The 25,766-nt window shown below is 33.5% G+C and carries 21 protein-coding genes; 13 read left to right on the top strand and 8 right to left on the bottom strand.

What is annotated here, in order from left to right; all coding sequences use genetic code 11:
- Positions 1-51: 51 nt before the first annotated feature.
- The 7 genes from recN (at position 52) to CJ739_RS20065 (ending at position 7,643) form a co-directional block, all read left to right on the top strand.
- Positions 52-1,704 carry a DNA repair protein RecN gene (gene recN / locus CJ739_RS20095; protein WP_117178605.1) on the top strand — a complete coding sequence of 551 codons (1,653 nt, stop codon included), beginning with the start codon at positions 52-54 and terminating at the stop codon, positions 1,702-1,704.
- A 116-nt stretch (positions 1,705-1,820) separates the two neighbouring features.
- Positions 1,821-2,636: an enoyl-ACP reductase FabI gene (locus tag CJ739_RS20090; RefSeq protein WP_117178603.1), complete on the top strand. Its 816-nt coding sequence runs from the start codon at positions 1,821-1,823 to the stop codon at positions 2,634-2,636.
- A 107-nt stretch (positions 2,637-2,743) separates the two neighbouring features.
- Complete coding sequence (locus tag CJ739_RS20085; protein ID WP_117178601.1) at positions 2,744-3,751, top strand: glycosyltransferase family 2 protein; 1,008 nt, start codon at positions 2,744-2,746, stop codon at positions 3,749-3,751.
- Between the two features lie 92 nt (positions 3,752-3,843).
- Positions 3,844-4,707: a CdaR family protein gene (locus CJ739_RS20080; protein ID WP_236951568.1), complete on the top strand. Its 864-nt coding sequence runs from the start codon at positions 3,844-3,846 to the stop codon at positions 4,705-4,707.
- The gene (gene coaE, locus CJ739_RS20075; protein ID WP_117178599.1) at positions 4,704-5,297 is read left to right on the top strand and encodes a dephospho-CoA kinase; all 594 of its coding nucleotides are present in this window, start codon (positions 4,704-4,706) and stop codon (positions 5,295-5,297) included. Before CJ739_RS20080 ends, coaE begins: the two co-directional genes overlap by 4 nt.
- A 69-nt stretch (positions 5,298-5,366) precedes the next feature.
- Complete coding sequence (locus CJ739_RS20070; protein WP_162880295.1) at positions 5,367-6,938, top strand: sensor histidine kinase; 1,572 nt, start codon at positions 5,367-5,369, stop codon at positions 6,936-6,938.
- Between the two features lie 3 nt (positions 6,939-6,941).
- Entirely contained in the window at positions 6,942-7,643 is a 702-nt protein-coding gene (locus CJ739_RS20065) for a response regulator transcription factor (protein ID WP_117178598.1), read from the top strand.
- Between the two features lie 242 nt (positions 7,644-7,885).
- On the opposite strand, the gene CJ739_RS20060 is transcribed toward CJ739_RS20065, so the two are convergent.
- From CJ739_RS20060 to CJ739_RS20040, 5 genes are all read right to left on the bottom strand, one after another.
- A complete protein-coding gene (locus CJ739_RS20060) occupies positions 7,886-8,542 on the bottom strand; it encodes an alpha/beta hydrolase (RefSeq protein ID WP_117178596.1) in 657 nt (218 codons plus the stop codon).
- 2 nt (positions 8,543-8,544) lie between these two features.
- A complete protein-coding gene (locus CJ739_RS20055; protein WP_117178594.1) occupies positions 8,545-8,877 on the bottom strand; it encodes a hypothetical protein in 333 nt (110 codons plus the stop codon).
- A 2-nt stretch (positions 8,878-8,879) separates the two neighbouring features.
- On the bottom strand, positions 8,880-10,136 hold the full coding sequence (locus tag CJ739_RS20050; protein ID WP_117178592.1) for a dihydroorotase: 1,257 nt from the start codon (positions 10,134-10,136) through the stop codon (positions 8,880-8,882).
- Entirely contained in the window at positions 10,133-12,058 is a 1,926-nt protein-coding gene (locus tag CJ739_RS20045) for a vWA domain-containing protein (protein ID WP_117178590.1), read from the bottom strand. The genes CJ739_RS20050 and CJ739_RS20045 overlap by 4 nt, the downstream gene beginning before the upstream one ends.
- Before the next feature lie 386 nt (positions 12,059-12,444).
- A complete protein-coding gene (locus tag CJ739_RS20040) occupies positions 12,445-13,452 on the bottom strand; it encodes a glycosyltransferase family 2 protein (protein WP_117178588.1) in 1,008 nt (335 codons plus the stop codon).
- Between the two features lie 453 nt (positions 13,453-13,905).
- Between CJ739_RS20040 and CJ739_RS20035 the strand changes: the two genes are divergently transcribed.
- On the top strand, positions 13,906-15,798 hold the full coding sequence (locus tag CJ739_RS20035) for a M61 family metallopeptidase (RefSeq protein ID WP_117178586.1): 1,893 nt from the start codon (positions 13,906-13,908) through the stop codon (positions 15,796-15,798).
- Positions 15,799-15,931: 133 nt separating this feature from the next.
- On the opposite strand, the gene CJ739_RS20030 is transcribed toward CJ739_RS20035, so the two are convergent.
- The gene (locus CJ739_RS20030) at positions 15,932-16,696 is read right to left on the bottom strand and encodes a TIGR02757 family protein (protein ID WP_117178584.1); all 765 of its coding nucleotides are present in this window, start codon (positions 16,694-16,696) and stop codon (positions 15,932-15,934) included.
- A 255-nt stretch (positions 16,697-16,951) separates the two neighbouring features.
- Here CJ739_RS20030 and CJ739_RS20025 point away from each other — a divergent pair, with 255 nt between their 5' ends.
- The 3 genes from CJ739_RS20025 (at position 16,952) to CJ739_RS20015 (ending at position 21,493) form a co-directional block, all read left to right on the top strand.
- Positions 16,952-19,375, top strand: a complete 2,424-nt coding sequence (locus CJ739_RS20025; protein ID WP_117178582.1) for a TonB-dependent receptor — start codon at positions 16,952-16,954, stop codon at positions 19,373-19,375.
- Positions 19,376-19,434: 59 nt separating this feature from the next.
- Positions 19,435-20,580: a PepSY-associated TM helix domain-containing protein gene (locus CJ739_RS20020; RefSeq protein WP_117178580.1), complete on the top strand. Its 1,146-nt coding sequence runs from the start codon at positions 19,435-19,437 to the stop codon at positions 20,578-20,580.
- A gap of 103 nt (positions 20,581-20,683) precedes the next feature.
- Entirely contained in the window at positions 20,684-21,493 is an 810-nt protein-coding gene (locus CJ739_RS20015; RefSeq protein ID WP_117178578.1) for a hypothetical protein, read from the top strand.
- A 77-nt stretch (positions 21,494-21,570) separates the two neighbouring features.
- Here CJ739_RS20015 and CJ739_RS20010 read toward each other — a convergent pair whose 3' ends face one another.
- Positions 21,571-22,236, bottom strand: a complete 666-nt coding sequence (locus tag CJ739_RS20010) for an ABC transporter ATP-binding protein (protein ID WP_117178576.1) — start codon at positions 22,234-22,236, stop codon at positions 21,571-21,573.
- A 243-nt stretch (positions 22,237-22,479) separates the two neighbouring features.
- On the opposite strand from CJ739_RS20010, the gene folE reads away from it, so the two are divergent.
- Together folE and CJ739_RS20000 are read left to right on the top strand one after the other, a co-directional pair.
- A complete protein-coding gene (gene folE, locus CJ739_RS20005) occupies positions 22,480-23,067 on the top strand; it encodes a GTP cyclohydrolase I FolE (protein ID WP_117179169.1) in 588 nt (195 codons plus the stop codon).
- Between the two features lie 68 nt (positions 23,068-23,135).
- Positions 23,136-23,408, top strand: a complete 273-nt coding sequence (locus CJ739_RS20000; protein WP_117179167.1) for a hypothetical protein — start codon at positions 23,136-23,138, stop codon at positions 23,406-23,408.
- On the opposite strand, the gene CJ739_RS19995 is transcribed toward CJ739_RS20000, so the two are convergent.
- Entirely contained in the window at positions 23,405-25,756 is a 2,352-nt protein-coding gene (locus CJ739_RS19995; RefSeq protein WP_117178574.1) for a hypothetical protein, read from the bottom strand. The genes CJ739_RS20000 and CJ739_RS19995 overlap by 4 nt on opposite strands.
- Between the last annotated feature and the right edge of the window lie 10 nt (positions 25,757-25,766).

Genomic DNA, 25,766 nt, shown 5'->3' with positions numbered 1-25,766 from the left:
ACCAATAACCAAAACCCAACAACCAAGAGCCAATACCCATTAACCAAAAACATGTTAACATCACTTTCCATAAAAAATTATGCCCTAATCGATAAACTTCATGTAGAGTTTAACGATGGGTTTTCTATAATTACAGGTGAAACAGGTGCAGGGAAATCGATACTTTTAGGCGGTTTATCATTGATTCTTGGTAAACGTGCCGATTTAAGCAGTTTAAAAAACACAGAGGAAAAATGCGTTATTGAAGCGGTTTTTAATATTTCAAACTATAAACTTCAATCCCTTTTTAAAGCAGAAGATTTTGATTATGAAGCGCAGACTATTATCCGCAGGGAGATATTGCCTTCAGGAAAGTCGAGAGCATTTGTAAACGATTCGCCAGTTAACTTAAATAGTTTGCAGTTGTTGGGTGAACGATTGATTGATATTCATTCACAGCACGAAACGTTACAATTAACAAGTAACGAATTTCAATTTCAGGTTATTGATGCATTAGCTAATAACGATAAAACACTTCAAACGTATAAACAGGCACTAAAGGTCTACAAAAAACTAAAAAAGGAACTTAAAGAGCTTTTGGATTTTCAGGCTGATGCTATTAAGGAACACGATTATAATTCTTTTTTGTTGAATGAATTGGTTGAAGCCAATTTGGTTGATGGCGAATTGGAATCACTTGAAGAAGAAAGTGAAACCTTAAATAATATTGAAGGCATTAAGGAAAGACTTTCTGAAGCGTATCATTTATTAAATGAAGAACAAATAGGCATTTTATCAGCACTAACATCTTTAAAAAATACATTTCAAAAGCTATCAAGTTATTCATTAAAATACGAAGATCTATTTAATAGAGTGAATAGTAGTTTGATAGATATGGACGATGTGTTCAGAGAAGTTGATGTGTTGCAAGACAATTTGGAAGCAGACCCTAATAGGCTGGAAGTCGTCGATTCTAAATTACGAACACTTCATAATTTAATGCAAAAGCATGTAGTGACTAGTATTTCAGAATTAATCGAAATAAAAAATCAATTAGAAGAAAAGGTAGCGTTTACTGAAAATCTAGACGAATCCATACAGAAAAAACAATTGGAAATTGAAAATAAAGAAGCCGAATTAAATACGATTTCAAAAGATATTCATAATAAGCGAACCGAAATCATTCCGCAGCTAAAACAACAATTAGAAGTTCTTTTAGCAAGTTTGGGTATGCCCAATGCGCAGTTTAAAATAGATGTTGTTTATGGTGATGATTTTTTTGCAAATGGAAAAGATGATTTGTCATTCTTGTTTTCTGCAAATAAAGGAGGCCATTTTAACGAACTTAAAAAAGCAGCCTCGGGTGGTGAATTATCGCGTATTATGCTGGCAATAAAATCGGTATTATCAAAATACATTCAATTACCAACTATTATGTTTGATGAAATCGATACCGGTGTTTCGGGTGAAATATCAAATAAAATGGGCGATATTATGCTGCAAATGAGCAAAACCATGCAGGTATTTTCTATAACGCATTTGCCACAAATTGCAGCCAAAGGGCATTCGCATTTTAAAGTATTTAAAGAAGATATAAACAACGTGACACAAACAAATTTGATACAATTAAACCACGACGAGCGTGTTGTTGAAATTGCACAAATGCTTGGAGGTTTGGAAATGTCGTCTTCGGCAATTGCACATGCAAAAGAATTATTGAACTAAAAGTTTAAAGTTTAAAGTTTAAAAGTTTAAAGTTTAGTATTTTTGAACTTTAATTGTTTCAAATTGGCTTTTAAACAAATCAACATATAAACGAATCAACACATAAACTAAAGAATATGTCATACAATTTACTAAAAGGAAAAAGAGGAATCATTTTTGGAGCATTAGACTCAAATTCAATTGCTTGGAAAACTGCAGAACGTGTTCATGAAGAAGGCGGAACGTTTGTTTTAACCAATGCACCCGTAGCCATGCGTATGGGACAAATTAATGAGTTGGCCGAAAAAACAGGCTCTCAAATTATTCCTGCCGATGCCACTTCAATTGAAGACTTAGAAAATTTGGTAAAGCAATCGATGGAAATTTTAGGTGGTAAAATAGATTTTGTATTACATTCTATAGGCATGTCTATAAATGTTAGAAAAGGAAAACATTATACCGATCAAAATTACGAATGGACACAGAAAGGAACCGATGTTTCTGCCATGTCTTTTCATAAAGTGATGCAAACACTTTACAAGCAAGATGCTATGAACGAATGGGGAAGCATTGTAGCATTAAGTTATATGGCGGCGCAACGTGTATTTCCAGATTATAACGATATGGCCGATAATAAAGCCTATTTAGAAAGCATTGCACGTAGTTTTGGGTATTTCTTTGGTCGCGATAAAAAAGTGCGTGTAAACACCATTTCGCAATCGCCAACGCCTACTACCGCAGGTAGTGGTGTGAAAGGTTTTGACGGATTTATTGCTTACGCCGATAAAATGTCGCCACTTGGTAATGCCACGGCTTTAGACTGTGCAAATTATACAGTGACACTATTTAGTGATTTAACAAAACGTGTTACATTACAAAACCTGTACAACGATGGAGGTTTTAGCAACATGGGTGTGAGTGATGCTGTTATGAGTACCTTTGTAGGAGAATAAAATGTTACAAAACCTCATAGGTTTTTAAAACCTGTGAGGTCTAAAAAAATAAATTATAGCCACTTGTATAAGGTGGCTTTTTTGTTTTGATTGGTTACATTTGTGTTATGCAACTACAATTCTCATTCATAATCCCTGTTTATAATCGTCCCGACGAAATACAAGAGCTTTTGCAAAGTTTTGTAGGCTTGAATACCAATACTACATTTGAGGTTGTTATTGTTGAAGATGGCTCAACGATACCTTCAAAAAAAGTTGTTGATAATTTTAGATCAAAACTTGATATTTCCTATTTTTTTAAGGAAAATTCAGGTCCGGGCGACTCCAGGAATTTTGGGATGCAGCAGGCCAAAGGGAACTATTTTATCATTTTGGATTCCGATTGCATTTTACCCAAAAACTATTTATTTGAAGTAGAAAAAAGCTTAAAACAAAATTATGTGGATTGCTTTGGTGGTCCCGATGCAGCTCATGAATCCTTTTCTGATTTGCAAAAAGCCATTAATTTTTCAATGACATCGGTTATTACCACAGGCGGTATTAGAGGAAACAAAAAAAGCGTTGATAGGTTTCAACCCAGAAGTTTTAATATGGGAATTTCTAAAGAAGCGTTTTTGGCTTCAAAAGGTTTTGGGCTTATTCACCCAGGGGAAGACCCTGATTTAACCATGCGTCTTTGGAACTTAGGTTACAGAACAAAACTCATACCCGAAGCTTTTGTTTACCATAAAAGGCGTATTTCTTGGAATAAGTTTTACAGGCAAGTCTACAAATTTGGTTTGGTACGCCCCATATTGAATAAGTGGCACCCTTCAACAAAAAAAATGACCTATTGGTTCCCAACGTTGTTTAGTTTAGGTTTTATAATAGCTGTGTTTTTACTTGTATTTGAAGTTAAGTTATTCATCATGCTATATGCTTTGTATTTTGTTTTAACATTTTTAATCGCGTTTTATTCAACTAAAAACGTTTGGGTTTCGTTATTATCTTTAATAGCCATTAACATTCAGTTTTTCGGTTATGGATATGGGTTTTTAAAATCAACGTTAGCTGTTGAAGTTTTTAAAAAGAACCCTGAAACACATTTTCCTAATTTGTTTTTTAAACCGTCATGATAAAAAAAATAAAGTCAGACATATTAACCTCAATTAAGAATAAAAAAATAAATGTCTTTTTTTTATTTTTATTGTTGGCATTTATCATTTTAATGTTTACAAAACTTTCAAAAGAGTATACAAACACCATTGTTTTCAATATTGAAAAAGTAAATGTACCGCAAGAAGATGTTATTTTTGACGATTCAATAGCTTTAAACATTACTTTAAAAACACATGGTTTTAAATGGCTGGCCTATTATTTCTCTAAACCGAAAATTAAAATCGATTTTAAAAAAGATGTTTATAAAAAAGATTCTGTTTTTATTTGGAGTAAATCCAAAGCATATATAGAGAATACCCAGTTTGACAAACAAGTTGAGTTGCTAAACATATCTCCCGAAGTATTAACTTTTAGATATAGTGTTAACATGGTAAAGAAAGTCCCTGTTACATTAAATTCAAATATAAAATACAGTCCAGGGTTTGATGTTTCGAAACCCTATGTTTTAAAGCCAGATTCTGTTGTAGTAGTGGGACCTAAAGCTTTAGCTTCCCAAGTTGATTTTGTGGAAACCGAAAAAATAGAATTAACGAATGTTAGAAAAAATTTGTCGGAAACCGTTAAGTTAAAACTCCCTAAAAAAAATAAAGATTTGTCATTTTCAAACGATAAAGTGGTTTTAAAAGCAATTGTTGAAAAGTTTACCGAAGGTACCGTAAAAGTTCCTGTAACCATTATTAACGTGCCCAATAACATTAATTTAAAATACTTTCCTAAAGAAGTGAATGTATCTTATTACGTAAGTTTAAGTCACTTCAATTCAATTTCGGCTAAAGATTTTAAGGTAGTATGTAATTATAGAAAGGTTGTAAATAACCAATCGTTTTTAATACCGGAATTAGAAAAGTTTCCGCAAACGACTAAAAACGTAAAAATTAAACAGCAACATATAGAATTCATCATAATAGAATGATAGTAGTAGGTTTAACAGGCGGTATTGGAAGTGGTAAAACTACGGTTGCCAAACAGTTTATGGTGTTGGGGATTCCAGTGTATATAGCAGATGAGGAAGCGAAAAAGCTTATGAATACATCTCAAGTTATTAAGCGTAAGCTCATTCAATTATTTGGTAATGAAGCCTATGTGAATGATAGGTTGAACAAACCTTTTATAGCAAATATTATTTTTAACGATAAAAGCTATTTAGAAAAAATGAATGCTATCGTACACCCACAAGTGGCAACACACTTTAAAAAATGGGTATTAAAGCAAAATGCGCCCTATGTTATAAAAGAAGTTGCTATTTTGTTTGAGAATGATGGTTACAAACAATGCGATTATGTTATTACCGTAACAGCACCTAAGAACATAAGAATAGAAAGATTGTTAGAGCGGGACGCAACTACTAAAGATAAAATAGAAGCCATCATGAAGAATCAATGGTCTGATGAAGAAAAAATAAAACTTTCGGATTATGTTATAACGAACATAGACCTTGAAAACACGAAGAGAAAAGTTCTTAAAATACATAAAGAAATTCTTAAATCCATCACACAAACCTAAATTTTAACATTTTTGTTAATGTAAGGTTAAAAGCGTCAACGCTAAATGTTAAAATGTTAATTTTGAATGATGAGCAAAAAAATATTCATCCTATTAATCCTATTAATGAGTTTGTCTCTAATAGGTATTATTTTTGTTCAGGCTTATTATATCAACGGTTCTGTAAAAAATGAAAAGGAACGTTTTAGGTTTAATGTAAATAAAGTATTAAATTACGTTTCCAATACCATTGAAAAACGAGAGTACTCAGAATATGTATATACGCTTCAAGGTCTAATTTCCCAAGGTGTTGAAGTTGATACCTCGGTAATTAGAAATTTATATATTATTAAAGAAGATTTTGACTCTAAAGAAACCGTAGTTTATAGAAGCGGAACTCTAGAAGAAAATTATAAATTTAATTCATCGATCTTTGACATAGGTTTAGATACTATCAGCGTAAAACGTATTTTAAACAATCGCGAAACCAAAGTGTACCAAAACAGTGGCTCTAGTTTAGATTTAGATTTAAGCACAAGTGACAAGTTGTTGCTTTTAGATAAAATGTCTAGCACCGACGAAATTGTTTTTGAGGATATATATAAAGATTTAGCTTCTAGGTTGCCTATACACAAACGTGTAACCAAGGAAGAAATTCAAAAGTTATTGTCTGAAAAACTTAAAGAAGATGGCATTGACATTGATTTTGAATTTGCAATTTACAGTAACGGATTAGCAACCAGAATACGTAGTGATAATTTTGAAAGTTACGATGAATCGGCTTTTAGCGTGTATATGTTTTATAATGAAAATAACCAAAGCTCCTATAAACTTTTGGTGAGTTTTCCAGACGATAAAAAATTTATTTTATCATCAAACATGGGGATGATTTTGTTGTCGGTCATTTTTACGTCCATCATTATCTTAGCTTATGGTAGTGCTTTGCACCAGTTAGTGAAGCAGCGTAAGATATCGGAAATAAAGACAGATTTTATCAATAACATGACGCATGAGTTTAAAACACCCATCGCCACCATAAATTTGGCACTCGACGCTATAAGGAATCCAAAAGTTATTGACGATAAAGAAAAAGTATTGCGTTACTTGACAATGATTAAAGACGAAAACAAACGCATGCATGCCCAGGTTGAAAACGTGTTAAGAATATCTAAGCTAGAGAAAAACGAGTTAAATATAAGTAAGGATAGGTTAAACCTGCACGACTTAATTGAAGATGCTATTACGCATGTAGAACTCATTGTTGAAGATAGGCAAGGTTATATCAAAACATTTTTAGATGCACCGAAGGCGTCTGTTTTAGCAAACGAGAGCCATTTTACAAACGTCATAGTAAATATTTTGGATAATGCTATAAAGTATTCACCAGAAGCACCAAAAATAGAAGTATATACCGAAAATATTGGAAACAATATTTTATTAAAAATAAAAGATCATGGTAGCGGTATGAGTAAAGCAGCTGCCAAACGTGTGTTCGAAAAGTTTTATAGAGAACATACCGGTAATATTCATAATGTTAGAGGTCATGGTTTAGGTTTGGCCTATGTAAAAAGAATTGTAGAAGACCATCAAGGTCATGTATCAGTAGAAAGTGAAAAAGACAAAGGAAGCACATTTATAATAAAGCTTCCAATAATATCATAAATTATGGAAGAGCAAAAAAAGAAAATTTTATTAGTTGAAGACGATCCTAATTTTGGAATTGTTCTTAAAGATTATTTGATGATGAACGATTATGATGTTGTTCACGCAAAAAACGGAATGGAAGGTTTCGAGAAATTCAAAAAAGACGATTTCGATTTATGCATTCTAGACGTTATGATGCCTTATAAAGATGGTTTCACATTAGCTAAAGAAATACGTGAAAAAAATACCGATGTGCCTATTGTATTCTTAACCGCAAAAACGATGAAAGAAGATGTTTTAAAAGGGTATAAAGTAGGTGCTGATGATTATTTAAACAAACCCTTTGATAGCGAAGTGTTGTTAATGAAAATTAAGGCTATTATGCAACGTAAAGCCACTGAAACCATTTCGGACAGTAAACAGTTTGAATTTAAAATAGGTAGGTTCGATTTAAATTCTAAGCTACGGTTTTTAAAATTTGATGGAGGAGACCCTGTTAAACTATCGCCTAAAGAAAACGAATTATTGCGCCTATTAGCGTTACACGAAAACGATTTAATGCCACGTGAATTGGCACTTACCAAAATTTGGAGAGACGATAACTACTTTACCTCGCGTAGTATGGATGTGTATATTGCCAAACTACGTAAATATTTAAAACTTGACGATAAAGTAGAAATACTTAACATCCACGGCGAAGGGTTTAGATTGGTAGTAAACTAATTGACAGAAGTTATATTTAGATATTAAAAAATCCAGCAACTTGCTGGATTTTTTTATGGTTTGGGGTTTAAGTTTTTTTTTAAAATTGGGTGCTTTGTTTAACTATCATAATATAAAAACCGTTTCAATGTTTTATACCATATGCTAAACGAAACTAGTAGTTTTTTCTGATAAAATCAAATAAAAAAATCCTAATAGGTTTCTATCAAGATTTTAATATGCGTTTAGGTAGTTGTAGGTTGCTAAATCCGCTTACCCAACCACTCCTTAAATTCATAAAAATTTTGGGGTGCGACACCATGTCCCACAGGGAACTCAGAATATTGGTTTTTAATGTGTAAACTATTTAAAAAAGGTGAAGTTTGTCGCGCCCAATCTACAGGTATGACTTGGTCAACACTGCCGTGTGAACAATAAAAATCAAGATTCGAATAATCTCTTGTGTTAATGTCTTCAGGCAAAATATCTTTATTTACATAACCGCTTAAAGCAATGATATTTTTAACCTTTTCGGGGTAGGTTAATGCCACAGCATAACTTAAAATACTGCCTTGGCTAAAACCTAAAAGCGTGACGTTGTTTTTGTTTACAGGGTATTCGGCAATGGCTTCGTCAATAAAGTTCGCCATTAAGTCGCGCGATTGTTTTGCTTGCTCGTTATCGTTCCATTTGCCTTGTACTTCATCAAAATTAATGGCATACCAGGCATTGCCATAAGGAGGCATAGGGTAGGGTGCACGTACCGAAATAATAAAAAGTTCTTTGGGCAATTCCGATGAAAAAGAAAATAAATCGTTTTCATCGCTACCATAACCGTGCATCATAATAAGCAAAGGAGCGTTTTCGGTTAAAGAAGATTTTCTAACAATGTGATATAAAGAAAGTGAAGTGTTAGTCATAGTTATTTACCTAAATTAGCAAATAGTTTTTGGTATAATTCTCCAACAAGTGGTACGGTTTGCGCTTTTCTGGCGATGGCATTTGCAAAACCAAAAATAAAAAGTACGCCAAAAAACATGTAAAACCCAAAGGTAATAAACCAACTATCAAAAATGCCAACGATATAACCAAGGGCAAAAAACGTCAGCCATAAACCAAGAGATTGCCTTATATGAAAACTGGCAAACTCACTTTTATTTTCATTATTTAGGTAAAAGGCTATGATGGTTCCAAATATGGTTAAGTAACTTATAATAGCGTTGTTTCTTCCTGCTTCAATATCTTGTTCTGTCATACTTAAGAATTTAGCGAAACTTTATTATTTGAAATAATGCCATACACCGTTCCTTTTAAAGTTTCATTTTCAAAAATAGCATTTTTTGATTTGGAAATGATATTGTTTAAAGAAAAAGTATATTTAGTGTCTGGATTAAAAAGTGTGATATTCAGTTTATTACCAATATTTATAGGTGTTTGCTCTAAAGCAAATCGAGTTTTTCCTTTAGTTAAAATCTCGATGGTTTTTTTGGTGTTAAAAACTGTTTGTAAAGCACCAAAAGCACTTTCTAAACCAATGCTTCCGTAAGCAGCGTAATCAAACTCTATTTTTTTGTGTTCAATATCAATCGGGTTATGGTCGCTGGTTACCATATCAATGGTACCATCTTTCACGCCTTCAATAAGTGCATCTACATCGGCTTGTATTCGTAACGGAGGCAATACCTTAAAATGCGTGTTAAAATCGGTTAAAACGGCATCGGTAAAGTATAAGTTATGAATGGCGACACTACAAGTTACGTCCAATTTTTTCTTTTTGGCTTCCCGTATTAATTCCACCGATTTTGCTGTTGAAATGGTTGGAATGTGCAGTTTTCCACCGGTATATTCCAATAAAAATAAATCGCGGGTTATTTGCATTTCTTCTGCCAACGCAGGAATACCTTTTAAACCTAATTTAGTGCTTGTAATATGTTCGTTTATAACCCCATTTCCAGCAATTTTGTTTTCCTGCGGAAACGAGCAAACCAAACCATCAAAATTACTGGCATATTGCAGGGCAATTTTCATGAGGTTAGGATTAGCAATAGGTTTTTTATAATCGTAAAACGCAACAGCGCCTGCAGTATTCATGTCGTAAAGTTCGGCTAAATCTTCGCCTTTACTACACATGGTTAAGGCACCCATTGGTAATAAAGTAACCGCATTGTTGGCAGCTTTAGAGTTTACAAAAGTGATATCGGAATTAGAATCTATTACCGGATTGGTATGGGCATTCATAGCCACGGCAGTAAAACCAGATGCAGCAGCTGTTTTCAATCCGTTTGCAATAGTATCGCGTTCCTCGAAACCAGGTTCGCCAAAACACACGCTACTATCAAACCAACCTTGCGAAATATGAAGATTATCAAAGGTGACTTCTTGATATTTTTTAGTGTTTTTAATAGAATTGGAAATTTGGGTAATCACACCATTTTCAACTAATATATCTTGAGTTGTATTGTGAAATTCGCTTTTAGAATCTATAATGGTGGCAGATTTTATAAGTATGTTCATTTAAAGTATTTTAATATGAGCATTTCAATAATCAATAACGCTAGCGCAAAAATAACAAACCATTTCCATAAGGCGTTAACTTTTGCATCACTTTTTATACTATCGAAAATTTCGGTAACAGAATCGCTAACGGTTAGGTTTTTTGAAGCTGAGAGGTTTCTGTAAACCAAAGCACTTTCGTCTCTATTGTAATTATAACTGACGTTTTTAATGGTGTCGTTTTTGTTTTTAATAGCGTAAATAGAAGCTGTTGAAGGTGTTTCAGAAGTATTAATTACCACTTTGTTATTGAAATATTGCTGTTTCGGAATGATATTTATATCCCCATTTACCAAAGTCACAATGTCGTCTTGCTGTAATGATGTTTCTACATCAAAGGTATTTTCATTGCCAATGGTATAATATAAAGCAGGATTTTTAAAACTGAATTTCCCAATGTTGTAAAATGTTGGCACTATTAAAGGTGAATTTTTAAAACTGGAATTAGTTGTGTTTAATGCCGATGTGAACACAAATGTATGCTTGGTCTGATTTAAAAAAGGTTTACCATCTTCAAATTTCAGAATAGACGACGCATTTTTAGATGTTATATTATAAAAACTTGCCGTTGTTGGATATTGAAAATTATCAACTTGTTTTTCAAACACACCAGAACTGTATAAAGGATGTGAATAATTGATGGTAGTGATGCGTTTTTCGATTTGAATGTCCTCATTAAAGTGACTCCCAAAATGATTAAGTAATTGGTTGTAAGACTCCAGATTGATATCTGTTGAAGGAATGACAACAAGCGAACCACCTTGGTTTGTAAACGATTTTAACGCATCGATGAGTGCGTTTGGGATGCTGTTCAATTCATTTAAAACAATAACATGCTGTTGGTTTATAATGCTGTAATTTAATTGATTTTCATTGGTTGAAGTAAAATGAAACTCGTCATCGGTATAAATTCGTTTTAAAAACGAATCTTCTTCAGCATTGATGGCCAGTATGTTAATTTTAGCTGTTTTATTGATGTTGAAAAACAAACTGTTGTCAAACTGTAAGTTTGCATCATCAATAGTAATTTTACCATTTATAATTTTGCTAGCAGGAAGTGAAAAAGCGGTTTCAACTTGGTCTTTAATCGCAACCGATGTTTTTGCAATCAGTTCCTCATTATTAAATAGCGAAACAGGTAAATTTTCAATAGGTTCCCCACTATTTTTTATAAGTACTTTTAATTCTATTGAAGTGGCTGTAGTTTCCGTAATATAGGCCGAATCGATCGCTATATTGTTGGTGTTTACCGGTTTTAGCTGTACTAAATGTAAGTTGGTCAACGAATCCGTTTTTGGAGCGAATTCCGATGTATCTTGTTGGAAATCTGAAATAAACACCACGTTTTTTAAAGTATTTTTCTGTTTGCTAAAAAAGGTATTACTTTTTAGTAAAGCCGCTTCAGGTGTTAATCGGTTAGAAGAATAATCTAATTGCAATAAGTCATTCTTTATGGCTTTTATTGTGGTATTTTTAAAGGTGTCATCGTTAGTGATAAGACTTATGTTTTCATCTTCGGGCACATGACCAATAATATCTTGTATAGCTCGTTTTAAAAGCGAACCTTGATTACCTTTTGCTTGCATGCTAAACGAATTATCTAAATAAATAACCGTTTCTTTTTTGGAATTGAACGCATTTGATTTAGAAGTGAATGGTTGTGCAAACGCTATAACTATAGCCGCAAGCAATAAGAGTCTGGTATACAGAATCAGCCATTTTTTTATTTGCGAACTTTTACGGGTTTGTATGGTCGCCTCTTTTAAAAATGCGACGTTGGTAAAGGCTTCTTTTTGAAACTTACGCAACTGAAATAAATGAACAATAATGGGGATGAGCAGTAAAAATAAAGCGTAAAGAAGTTCGGGGTGTTTAAACTGCATTGTGTTTTATATTTTTCATCTGTTATATTTTATTGATTTTTATAGGTCAGATGTCATTCTCTAATGAACATGTAAGTATAAATTTTACTGTTATTGTTCATTTCAAAAGTAAACATTTTTCATTGAAGTCATTTAAACTTTTTGTTTGTAAGCGAAAAATTTAACCTTGCTCCAGCTGGCTCGTTCGCTAAAATAACCCACGAGGTTATTTTTTACGCTCCGCCCAGTTTCATAATGCCCCCTTTTTTATATTGCACAGCAAGGATACGGAACTTAAAAAGTCAAAATTAGGGAGCAAAATGTGAGTTTTGTAGGTAAAAGAAAAATTTAAAGGACTTCATTATTAAAAGTCATGGAAAATAAATTCCCTTCCCTAAGGACTCGGATTAACAAAAGAATATATAATCTTTCATGGGTTTCAAATTCAGCGTTTCCAAATAGCTTCTAATTTCCATCTGAGCTGTTTTATTTGCTACTGTAATGATACTTTGAGGGTTTTCAATTTTTGAAAGTGTATTAAAAGCTTTTAATTCTTTTCCGTAAATAGCTTTTCCAATTTTTTTTGGGTTATCGCAAATCCATTCAAAAGGAATATGTTTTTCTAGTAATATACTGGCTATTAATTTGCCTTTGGTACCCGCACCCCAAATGGTTAATGTTTTTGTTTTGTTATAATCAATATCTAAAAAGTGCCTTAGTTTTAATTCGGTAAAATGGTTTTGTGCGTAATGTACATGGGTTCTGGAAGTGCGTGTGCTGTAATCGCGCCATTGGTGTAATACCGTATCACAAGGAATGCATTTATAGTTGTGTTTATAAAACCGAAATGTTAAATCGTAATCTTCCGGATACCGGTGCGGATTAAACGCATCACAAGCTATCAAATCATTTCTATGAATCATCCAACAAGGTGATGGAATCACACACTCCTTATAAATTTCAGAATAATTGTTTCCTGTTTTAGTCAGGTTGTTCAACCATGTTTCATAACTTTTATAACCCTCACCAACTCCCGTTTTACTAAAATATTCAACTAAACCAACCGCTACATGCTTTTCGCCATAAGTGATTAAATTATTCAGCAAAACCTCTAATTTGTTTGGTAACATGATATCGTCGCTATCCATTCTGGTAATAAAGTCACCTTTACTTTTACTAAAAGCGTATTGTAGCGCATCAATAATGCCGCTTCCTGAGTTTTTTAAAAGTGTTATCCTGTTGTCTTTTTCCGCGAAAGCGTTTACAACATCATAGCTGTTATCCGTAGAGCCATCATCAACAATAAGTAATTCCCAATGGGTGTAGGTTTGATTTAATATAGAATTTATACAGTCTTCTAAATAGGTTTCCGTATTCTTAAAAGGGGTTAAAATACTTATCAATGGTTTTTGCATGCAGCGAATATACATAATGAAATCAGAATTTAGAATTCAGAATTATGGATTACCGTTTGAAAGATGCCTTTTTGATTGACGATTGACGATTGATGATTTTGAATTATGAGCTATAAGAGCTAAGAGATTAGACAAGAGACAAGAGAATTGACATAGAGAATACACGATAGACAAATATTTCTCGCTAAGGCGTAAAGGCGTAAAGCTTTTTAAGACGATAGATAATTGTACATGTAATCTAACAGTGAAACAAGAAACTTGAACAGAACTCCGAACCTATAACCTTAGAGCACCTTAAGTACCCATAACTTTAGTGCACTTTAAGTACTCATACCTTTAGGCACTTTAAATTCAGAATTCAGGTTAATTAAGCTTTTTAACAAAACCTTAAGATGTGGATGCGTAACATAATGGTAAATTGGGCGTCAATAAAAAAACTCTAAAAAGCCATTAATGAATACTAAAACTTTAGCCGCTTTATTTGCGGGTATTATATTAGCCAGCTGTAGTGCTACAAAAACTTCGGGAAATGATTTAGCGACAAGCCTTCCCATAGAAACTTCAATAAATTTATCAAAAGTAGAAAATGACAAAGCCCCTGTAGTTATTGACCCGGGGCGTTTTACTGTTGAAACAGTTACCTATCATTTGCCAAAAGTGATACAAGGTACTTATTCGGTAAGTGATTTTGGAAAGTATATTGACGATTTTAAAGCTTTTGATTATAAAGGTAACGAGATGCCTGTAACCAAAACCGATGTTAATACATGGGTTATTAAAAATGCGAAGCAATTAGATAAAATAACCTATTTAGTTAACGATACCTTTGATATTGAAGAAGAAGGCGGGATAGGAAAAGAAGAACCGTTTTCGCCAGCGGGTACCAATATAGAACCAACTAATTATGTACTTAATTTACATGGTTTTATTGGGTATTTCGATTCGTTAAAGAATAACCAATACAAATTGGATGTTACAGCTCCTGCCGATTTTGTTCGTACTTCGGCTTTACAAAATACAGGCTCGAAAACAAGTGAAGATGGTTCTAGTATCACGACAAGTTACTTTGCAACAAGATATTTTGATATTACCGACAACCCAATGATGTATGGTAATTTAAGTGTTGAAGAGTTTCAAGTAGGTGATATTAAAATTGTTTTAAGTGTATATTCCCCAAATAAAGTACACTCTGCAACGTCTTTAAAAGAAACCATTTTTAAGATGATGCAAGCCCAAAAAGCATTTTTAGGTGATATCAATTCGACACCACGCTACGATATTTATTTGTATTTGTCTGAAGAAAAAGAAGAGTCGCCAAAAGGTATGGGTGCATTAGAACATCATACCTCTACAGTGGTCGTTTTACCAGAATCTATGGATGAAGAAGCACTTGCAGAAAGCATGGTTGACGTAGTATCCCACGAGTTTTTCCATATTGTAACACCTTTAAGTGTACATTCAGAGGATGTTCATTATTTCGATTATAACAATCCAACCTTCTCAAAACATTTATGGATGTATGAGGGTGTGACCGAGTATTTTGCAAATTTATTTCAGGTAAACCAAGGGTTGATAGATGAAAATGAATTCTACAACAAAATCATGGAAAAAATTCAACGTTCAAAGTCTTTGAATGATGCCATGAGTTTTACCATCATGAGTGAGAATATATTAAAAGAACCCTATAAAAGCCAATATTTAAACGTGTATCAAAAAGGCGCGTTAATTGGCATGTGTATAGACATTTTAATGCGTGAAGAAAGTAATGGCAACCGAGGCATTTTGTCTTTAATGAAAGAACTATCAAACAAATACGGTAAAGACAAACCTTTTGAAGACGATAAACTTATTGAAGACATTTCGAGTATGACATACCCTTCGGTTCACGATTTTTTAACAACACATGTGGTTGGGGATATCCCAATTAACTACAACGAATTTTTTAATAAAGTAGGTTTGGAAATTGGTGAAGGCAGGATAGAAACGAATTATATTTTGATGAATGGCGCTCCGATAGTTAGTGGAGATCCTCAAACAGGCACTATATTTTTTACAGATATGGTTTTACAAAACAGCTTTTGGGCTGATAATGGCGTACAGCCAAATGACGTTATTAAATCTATTGACGGTACCGAGCTAACCATGCAAAATGCAAACCAAGTATTACAAGGTGTGTTTATGTGGAAACCAGGTAAAGACGTCGAAGTAAAATTAGAAAGAGATGGTAAAGAAGTAGTTGTTAAAACTAAAACCACACCAACTTACACAATGGGTGAAAGCATTGTGGAAAAGTCAGATGCCACACCAGCCCAAAAGAATATACGTGAAGCTTGGTTAAAAGGGTAATGTAATTCTCGATTTTAAAATTTATATTAACGATTGACGAACTTTAAGTTTGTCAATCGTTTTTTTTAATTACCCAATCAGGGTTTAAAACCCTGATTGGGTTGGTTCAAACCCTGATTGGGTTTGTTAATCATTAAAACCCCTCAAACACCCCCAAACCAAACAAAGCAAAATCGTATTTAACCGGATCGTTGGCATCAAAGGTTCTTAAAGCCGTATCTAATTCCAATAATGCTTTGGCATCATTTTGTTTTCGGGTAAGTAAACCCAATTTCCTCGCCACATTACCCGAATGGACATCTAACGGACATGATAATTGAGCAGGGGAGAGGCTGTTCCAAATACCAAAATCAACCCCAGCTTTATCGTTTCTCACCATCCAACGTAAAAACATGTTTATACGCTTAGCTGCCGAATTTTTTAACGGGTCGCTAACGTGTTTTTGGGTTCTTTGTAAATGTTCAACTTCAAAAAAAATGGTTTTAAATTTGGAGATAGATGTTTGAAGTGACTCTTTTTCGGCATGTTTAGCAAATACAGTTTCCAAACCGTTATGGTTTATATAAATGTTTCTTAGGCATTTTATAAACTGTATAGAATCATCACTATTAAAAGTTCTATGTACAAAAGAGTACAGCTTTTCTAAATCGGTTTCAGTATGATTCATTACAAAATCAAAAGGAGAATTATCAAGAAACTCCATGAGCCGTTTCGCATTATTAATAATGCTTTTTCGGTTTCCCCAAGCTATGGTAGCAGTTAAAAACCCCGCAATTTCAATATCTTCTTTTATCGAAAATTGATGCGGAATTTGAATGGGGTCGCTTTCAATAAAACGTGGATGGTTGTACTGTGCTACTTTACCATCTAGAAAGTCTTTTAGTTCTTTTTTATTCAAAAGATTCGATTTTAAAATTCAAAAATAGGCTTATTTTTTCACTCAGTTTTATGGGGCAAAAAGATCATTTTGTAACCACTTGAAAAAAAGACAATACGCGTTCACTAATTATATATCAACGCTACTTTGTAATTCATAGTAAATCAATGTTTTGTAAAATATTGTTTAGATTTATTCTAAATAACTTGCGTAAACTAATTTCTGTATATATTTTTGCGTCAAAATTATTATTTATATTAAGTCTAAATAAAACCAATGAAAAAACAACTGACCATTATTCTTTTTTTTACCTTAAATATTTTGGGATTTTCGCAAAGTGGAACCGTTAAAGGCATTATAAAGGATTATAATGACACCTCGCTATTTGGTGTTAATGTTAGTGTCAAAACCACTACAAAAGGTACACAAACCAACGAGTCTGGAATTTTTGAAATTTCTGGAATTAAAGATGGAAATTATGTACTTGCTATTTCTTACTTAGGGTTTAAAACGAAGGAAGTAGCTTTTACATTAAACTCGAATGAAACGACCGATTTAGGAACTATCACCCTTTATGAGGGTGACGAAATTTTAGATGAAATTGTTATTAACGGAAATAGAACCAATAAGTTTTCAAGAAAAGAAACGGCTTACGTGTCTAAATTAGCATTAAAAGATATTGAAAACACACAGGTATATAGTACCATTACAAACGAATTGTTACAATCGCAAGTAGTTACAAACTTTGATGATGCTCTTAAAAATGCAGCTGGTGTTGAAAATTTATGGACATCAACTGGTCGTGGTGGCGATGGTGCGGGCTATTATTCGTTGCGGGGTTTTTCAGTACAACCAGAATTGGTAAATGGTTTACCCGGTTTAACAAACGGTACTATTAACCCTGCTAATATTGAGCGCATTGAGGTAGTAAAAGGACCATCTGCAACCTTATTTGGTAATTCGGTAACGTCTTATGGAGGTTTAATAAACGTAGTTACCAAAAAACCTTATGTAGGTAATGGTGGCGAACTATCATTTACTTCGGGGACTTATGGTTTAAACCAAGTTACGGGTGATTTTAATACGGCTTTAGATAAAGAGAATAACATCTATTTCAGGTTAAACACATCGTATGCTACCGAGCAAAGTTTTCAAGATGCGGGCTTTAGAAAATCGTTTTTTGTAGCACCGTCACTTTCATATAAAGTAAGCAATAAATTATCGTTTTCATTTTATGGGGAAATTACGCAAGCGGAACAAACAAACCCAACGTTTTTATTCTTAAACAGAAGTGAGCCAACCGAAGCCGCAAATCTTAAAGAATTAAATTATAACAATAAACTGTCTTTTACAAGTAATGATTTATCTCTTGAAAACCCAACTCAGAACTATAGAATCCAAATGGATTACAAATTATCTGATACTTGGCAATCACAAACATTGCTTTCAAAAAGTTCTACTTCAACAAAAGGTTATTATACTTATTTGTTTGATTATCTTGTTTTGGGGGGTAATACATTTTCACGTTTCTTAAACAAGCAAAATGCAAATACGCAAACAACAGACTTTCAACAAAACTTTATAGGCGATTTTAAAATAGCTTCATTAAGAAACAGAATGGTTGTGGGTCTAGATTATTTTAATGCTACCGAAACGAATAACAGTACAGGTTATGCATTTTATGGAAATGTGACACCACAAGGTGATACAAGTGGCGATAATCCGTTTACTCCTGATGTTGAAACAGACAGCTATCCATTATCTACCTCAGCAGTTGATGCTGTTTTAGCTTCACAAGCTATTGGAAATGCAAAATCCAAATACCACATTTATAGTGTTTATGCATCAAACGTTTTAAACTTCACCCAAAGTTTTTCAGCCATGATAGGGCTTCGTTTAGATAGATTTGATAATGAAGGCAGTTTAGCAAACCCAGACGATGATTATGACCAAACTACATTTTCGCCAAAATTCGGATTATTATTTCAGCCCATTTTAAACAAACTATCACTGTTTGCCAATTACCAAAATGGCTTTAAAAATGTGGCTCCAGCTTTAGTAGGTGACCCAGGTACAGGTCCACAAACACTAAAAACATTCAATCCAGAGCAAGCTAATCAGTTAGAGTTTGGTGTTAAAACAAATCTTTTCAATAGCAGGTTAAATGCAACGGTAAGTTATTACGATATTAAAGTAACCGATAGGGTTATTACAGACCCAGATTCACCCTTCAATAAAATTCAAGGAGGCGAAGTGGTAAGTAGAGGCTTTGAAATAGAAATTAACGCAAATCCAGTGAATGGTTTAAATATAAGAGGAGGGTTTAGCAATAACTATAGTGAAACCACAAAATCCGATAATGCAAATATTTTAAACAGAAGACCTTTGGAAGCTGGTCCAAGAAACCTATATAATTTATGGGCAAATTATGAATTCCAAGAAGGAAGTTTAGACGGATTTGGTTTAGGTTTAGGAATGAATGGTGCTAGCGATCGTTTTGCTATTAATTATGCATCAACAGGTGAGTTTGTTTTACCAAGCTATACCATTGCAAATACCTCTATTTTTTATGCAGCCGACAAGTACACTATCAGTCTTAAATTGAATAATGCATTCAATAAAGAATATTATAAAGGTTGGTCTACCATCAATCCGCAAGCACCACGAACCTTATTGGCAAATGTTACTTATAGATTTTAATATTATCCACTAAATACTTTAAAGGGCAATTTTTTAAGTTGCCCTTTTTCCACTTGAATATGGCATATAAAAAAAACATTCTTTGGCTTCATAAAATTTTAGGATTAGTAACGGGTGTTGTTGTTTTTATTGTGGCTATTACAGGCTGTTGTTGGGCTTTTAAAGAGGAAATTGAAAGTCTATATGTAGATGATTATACAGTTGAAATACAAAATGCACCTATTTTAACACCAACAGAAGTTAAAACGATAGGCAATTCAGTTTTTCCCAACAATACCATACACGGAAGCATTTTCAATAATAGTAATGAAGCCATTGAAATTATTTTTTATGACGCGAAGCCTGAGTTTTATCAAAGTGTATTTTTAAATCCGTACACAGGAGATGTTATGCATATTGAGAACCATCTTTCTGGGTTTTTCTCTTTTATTTTAAAAGGGCACATGCGATTATGGTTTCCAAAAGATATTGGCGAGCAAATTGTTGGGACATCGATTTTAATTTTCATCTTAATCATCATTTCTGGGTTTATTTTATGGGTTCCTAAAAAGCGTAAAAACCTAAAACAGCGTTTAAAATTTATGTGGAAACCAACAACGAGGTGGAAACGTAAAAATTTCGATTTGCATGCTATTGTTGGATTTTACATCTGTTCGCTTGCACTCATTTTGGCATTTACAGGCACTATTATTTCTTATAATTGGATGAAGTATGTTGTATACAAAGCGGCAGGAGGTGAAAAAGTACCTCAGTTTATCATTCCAGAGAATGAAAGTAAAACGGTAAATTTAGATAGTGAAACGTTAGCGATTGATAATTTAATCGTGAAGCTTAAAAACGAATTGCCAAATGCCGTGAGTTACGAATTGCACTATCCCCAAAACGATTCGTCAAGCGTGTATGTTGAAGTATCAAATAGTAAAGGTGTTTTTTATGATACCGATTTTCGGTTTTACGATCAAAATACCCTTGAAGAATTAGAAACACCTGGTGTTTACGGTAAATACAGCGATACCAAAGTCGCTGAGAAAATATTGCGTATGAACTACGATATACACATTGGTGCTATAGGTGGATTACCTGGTAAAATTATAGCATTTCTAGTTAGTTTACTTACGGCAACCTTACCAGTAACAGGCTTTCTTTTATGGTATGGCAGAAAATATAAAAAGGAAAAACCTGTAAAAATTACCGATGAAAAGTAAAAATTAACTTTAAACAGTGAGATTTTAGTGTTTGAGCAAACTAAAAATAAAATTTATAACGTTATTTAGTCTCTAAATTAATGTATTTCTAAAACATTGTATTATGAGAAAAATGATAGTCCCCATTCTTGCACTTTTTTTTATAAGTTGTCAAGAAGATGATCCAAAACCACATGTTGATTCTGCATCTGCTATGGAAGCTTTAACCGAATATGCCATAGTAAATAAGGTTTTTCAAGATGCAGGTAATAATAGTGGCGACGCTGTTTTAAGTTCCGAAAATTCAGCATCTGTTTCAAAAATAAGTAAAGCGAATGCCGAGGGCCCAATAATAACCGTTGAACCCTTAGATTTAACCACGTTTCCTAAGACCATAACTGTAGATTATCAGGAGGGTGTGTTATGTAAAGATGGTATAACACGTAAAGGAATCGCGACTATCGTTTCAACCAATTGGTATGGTATAGAAGGTAGTGAGCATACAACCACCTTTAACAATTATTACCACAACGATTATAAAGTTGAAGGCACGCATTATGTGAAAAATTTAGGTGAGAATACAGATGGTGATTTGCAGTATACCGTTGTCATTGAGAATGGAAAAATAACCACAAAAATGGGTAAAACCATCAACTATACCGAGAATTCTACTAGAACTTGGGTAGCAGGTTCTGATACACCTTTTAATATTTGGGACGATGAATACATGCTAGATGGCACCCAATCGGGTGTGAGTTCAAAAGGTGTTGAATATTCGTTAACCATTGAAGAATCACTACATTTTGTGTTATTGCCAAGAAGCATCAAATCGGGTATTCTTGATATTGATGTTGCGAATATAAAAGACATCAAATTGAATTATACGACCTCTACAATTACCATATTGGGTCAAACGTTTCCTTTTGGTAATTGATTGAATCTACAACAATAATTAAACAAAAAGGGCTTATTGAAACGTTCAATAAGCCCTTTTTGTTTGCTAAAAACCTATTAGTTATTGGTTATTTTCCCATCAACCATGACTAACTTCCTATCAGCTAAATTGGCAAGTTCTTCATTGTGTGTTACAATCACAAAGGTTTGCCCGAATTCATCACGTAGTTTAAAAAACAAGCTGTGTAGATTTTCTGCAGATTCGCTATCTAAATTACCAGAAGGTTCATCAGCAAAAATTAAATCAGGATTATTTATAAGCGCTCTGGCTACGGCAACACGTTGTTGTTCGCCACCGGAAAGTTCGTTTGGTTTATGATTGTACCGGTGTGATAATCCTAAAAAATCCAATAATTCTTTAGCACGTTTTTCGGCATCGGCCTTTTTGGTGCCTTTTATAAAAGCGGGTAAGCAAGCGTTCTCTAAGGCAGTGAACTCAGGTAGTAATTGGTGAAATTGAAAAATAAAACCAATATGTTCGTTTCTAAACTTTGCTAAAGCTTTATCGTTAAGTCCGTTAATGCTAACATTGTTAATAGTAAGTTCGTAAGGTTCTTTGGAAGAAGCTCTGTCTAAAGTACCCAAAATTTGCAGTAAGGTTGTTTTTCCAGCACCTGAAGCTCCTACAATAGAAACAACCTCTCCTTTTTGTACATGAATGTCTACGCCCTTAAGAACTTCTAAATCCTTATAAAATTTATGAATGTTTTTTGCTTGAATCATAAGTGTAAAATAATAGCGTGAAAATACTACTTTAAGCCGTTCTGTACAATTAAGAGACTGTTTAAGTTTTATCCTTCAGCTATTTTTCGGTCTATACTGTGGCTATGAATCTCAAAATACCTTCATCTGACAAAAAATACCCTGTAAAACATTCCAAAACAACATTTAAACAGTTTCTGAGAATTGTTTTTATTGCTATCTCCTATTTATGCTTTATATTTAGGTATTACAAAAACATACAGAATGCCATATAAAAATTTTGAAGAATTCAACATGCAGGTTCCCGATGAAGTGACAGACAGGTATAAAAATATTATTAAAGACTTGGGGGAAAATACCGAGCGTGATGGTTTGCTAAAAACCCCAGAACGTGCCGCCAAAGCCATGCAGTTTTTAACGCAAGGGTATCATCAAGATCCTGTTGAAATTCTTAAAAGTGCCATGTTTAAAGAGAGCTATAACGAAATGGTTATTGTAAAAGATATTGAGTTGTATTCACTTTGCGAACATCATATGCTGCCATTTTTTGGAAAAGCACATATTGCCTATATACCAAACGGACATATCGTGGGGTTAAGCAAATTACCCAGGGTTGTCGATGTGTTTGCACGCCGTTTACAAGTACAGGAGCGCTTAACCGAGCAGATTTTAGACTGTATAAACGATACTTTAAAGCCCCAAGGCGTTGCTGTAGTTATTGAAGCGTCGCACATGTGTATGATGATGCGCGGTGTGCAAAAGCAAAATTCGGTAACCACTACATCAGGATTTAGAGGGCAATTTGAAAAAAACGAAACCAGAAACGAGTTTTTAAAACTGATAGGGAAGTAGTTTTTGGTATATTTATTGAATAAAGTTTCATAACATAATTTATTATATTACAACGCATGAATGATTCTATGAGTAAAAACAAAAAGCTCTTGCTTGGACTTTTGTTTGACGGCTGCGGTTACATATCGTTTGTATTTCCACCGTTTGATTTTGTTTGGGCACCCTTATCAGCATATTTGATGACCAAACTTTATAAAGGCACTTCTGGTAAAGTAGCGGCTGCCATCTCTTTTATAGAAGAAGCTTTGCCTTTTGTGGATATAATTCCATCATTTACATTGATGTGGATTTACACCTATGTTTTTAGTAAGGAAGAAAGCGTTATAGACATTAAAAATTAGGGATTATTTTTAATTACTTTAAAATTAAAATGTTCAGTACCTAGTAAGCCAGTACCATTTATCCCTTCAATAGCTCCAGAGAAATTAGTGTTTATATCTGAACAATAAAATTCTATGACGGCTTCTCCTTGTACATTGGTTATTATATCCGGTTTCCAAAACAAGGTGTTTCTATAATCAGGGAAAGGGTCATTTGCAGTTTCTTCATTATAAAAAGGTTGGTAGAATTTTCGATAACCATAATATCCCTTTAACATTTTTAAGTTGAATTTTTTTAATAGCTCATCTTCTGTAAATTTGGGATAATGATATTCTATTTGTTTAAATTCTCTTGTTGGGTAGCCAAAAGTAAATGGATGTGAAGTAGGGATATCGGTACCAGTAAATATTGTATATATTTTGCCTTCAATAGGTTTATCACCAGTTGTACAAGCAGGACAGTTTAACCACCCATGATGAACAAAATCTGTATTAAGATCAAGTTTAGCCAAACTATCCAAAACACCTATATACTTGTCTCGAAACACCTGTTTTTTCTTTGTAGACAGAAGCACCTCTTCTAGCTTGTTTACTTCATCTGGCACAATAAAGTCATTGTTTGTATTTTCTGTTTGTTCTTCTTTTTCTTGTTTGGGAAGCGGATAGTTTGTTGTTGTAGCTTTTCGATGTGTATTTATGTCCTCAAATGTAGCATCCTTAATATCAATAACGTATTTGGGCTTTTCAGGTGTCATGGGTTTTATATACAGATAACCTTTTTCTGCCATTTTGAAGTGTTTATATTCAATACTGAAAAAACCTTTGGAATCGGTCATCATCATATCTTTCTCCCGTAAAGCATCAGGGGTGTATGCCATTACAATTTTTTGTCCTTGTTCGTCTGGTTTTTTATTGGGATTTTCTAACCTTACGTGTCCAACGATACTATCTGAAAGAAGGTGCTGGAAATGTTCATCATGTCCTTTTAAATTAGCTTCGTTCCATATATAGCGTCTCCAGCCTTGAGTTAGTAATAATAAGTTTAATGCTTCGTGCCTGTCTTTATTGTCCTCGTTAAAATAATATGCAGGATTGTAAATGTTCCCTTTTATCTGTGTGGAAAGATAGTAATGTGTTAGTATGCTTTTGGTATCCGGTTTATTGTTATATATCTCATCAAAGACACTTAAACCTAAATGGGCCACAACAGGCTCATTGTTTTGGTCCGTTACTTTAATTTTAAGAACTGCTTTTTCCCTGGTTAGGTACTCACTTTTGTTAAGTACGGTTTTTATGTTTAGTTTTTGTTCTGGATTTACATAAATTAAGCGTTCGGCCACTGGTACCGCATTTTCATCAAAAAGGGTAACTTCGGCAATGCCATGCGGTATATCTTTTAGTGGGATCTTAATAAGGAGCTCTTTGTTTAAAGTGCCCATGGCAATGTTATAAACAATACCTCTGGACTGTACTCTTAAATAAATAGGTTTATCTGTTAGATCGGAACTTTGTGAAACCTTAAAAAGAGCAAGATCTTTATTGATATTTAATAATTGTAATGTTTTCCCGCTAGAACGTATATTGGGCAAATTATAAATTTTATCACTTTTAGGTTCTGTAAGCTGGATGTGGTAGTTGTTGTTTGAATTTGGAGTGAACATAAAACTCCCCATACCGGTATGTATGCTTTTAAACTCTGTTATTGGAATGTTGTTTTCATATAAGGTGCCCAAAACGTCAATGGGCAATCCTTTTGAATCTTCAGCTTTAAAGGCGATTCTGTTTAGGATTCCCGAAACCAAATCGCCACCCTCTGGGAAGGTTGCAAAATTTAAGATGCTGTCCTTTGTTATAAACTCTTGTCTTGGTTTGTTTTTTATGTTTCTAAGAATCTGTAGTTTACGTAGGGCATGGAATTCTTTTGTGCCTTTATAAAATGAATGGGAACTATAGGCTGCCAGTGTGTAAGAACCTGTATGTAAGGAATCGTTTAAAAACAGATGTCCATTTACAAAACCATTTTCAATTTCATATTTTTCTTCCCAGACAGCTTTATTTGTTTTGTCTTCAATTAATTGAACAAACAGTGTTTTGCTTTTTATGGATGGTAAAAGTAACTGGGCATCCAATACATAGCCTTTGAACCAAACATCTTCTTCGGTTTCATAAATACCCTTGCTTGTTTGTAGATAAATTACATCTGATAGATGTTGCTCAGATAAATTTGTTATTTGAGAGGCTAATTGATTGACAATCTTATTTTGGGAATATGTAATTGAAAAAGAAGCTAATAGAAGTAATATTGATAGAAATATGGTTCCATAATTTTTATGAAATTTATTTTTTAAAAGAAAAAAAGATAATATCAAATCACTTCTA

Origin of the sequence: Mariniflexile sp. TRM1-10, from assembly GCF_003425985.1 — a bacterium.
Classification (GTDB): domain Bacteria; phylum Bacteroidota; class Bacteroidia; order Flavobacteriales; family Flavobacteriaceae; genus Mariniflexile.
This window is presented reverse-complemented; position numbering and strand designations above follow the sequence as displayed.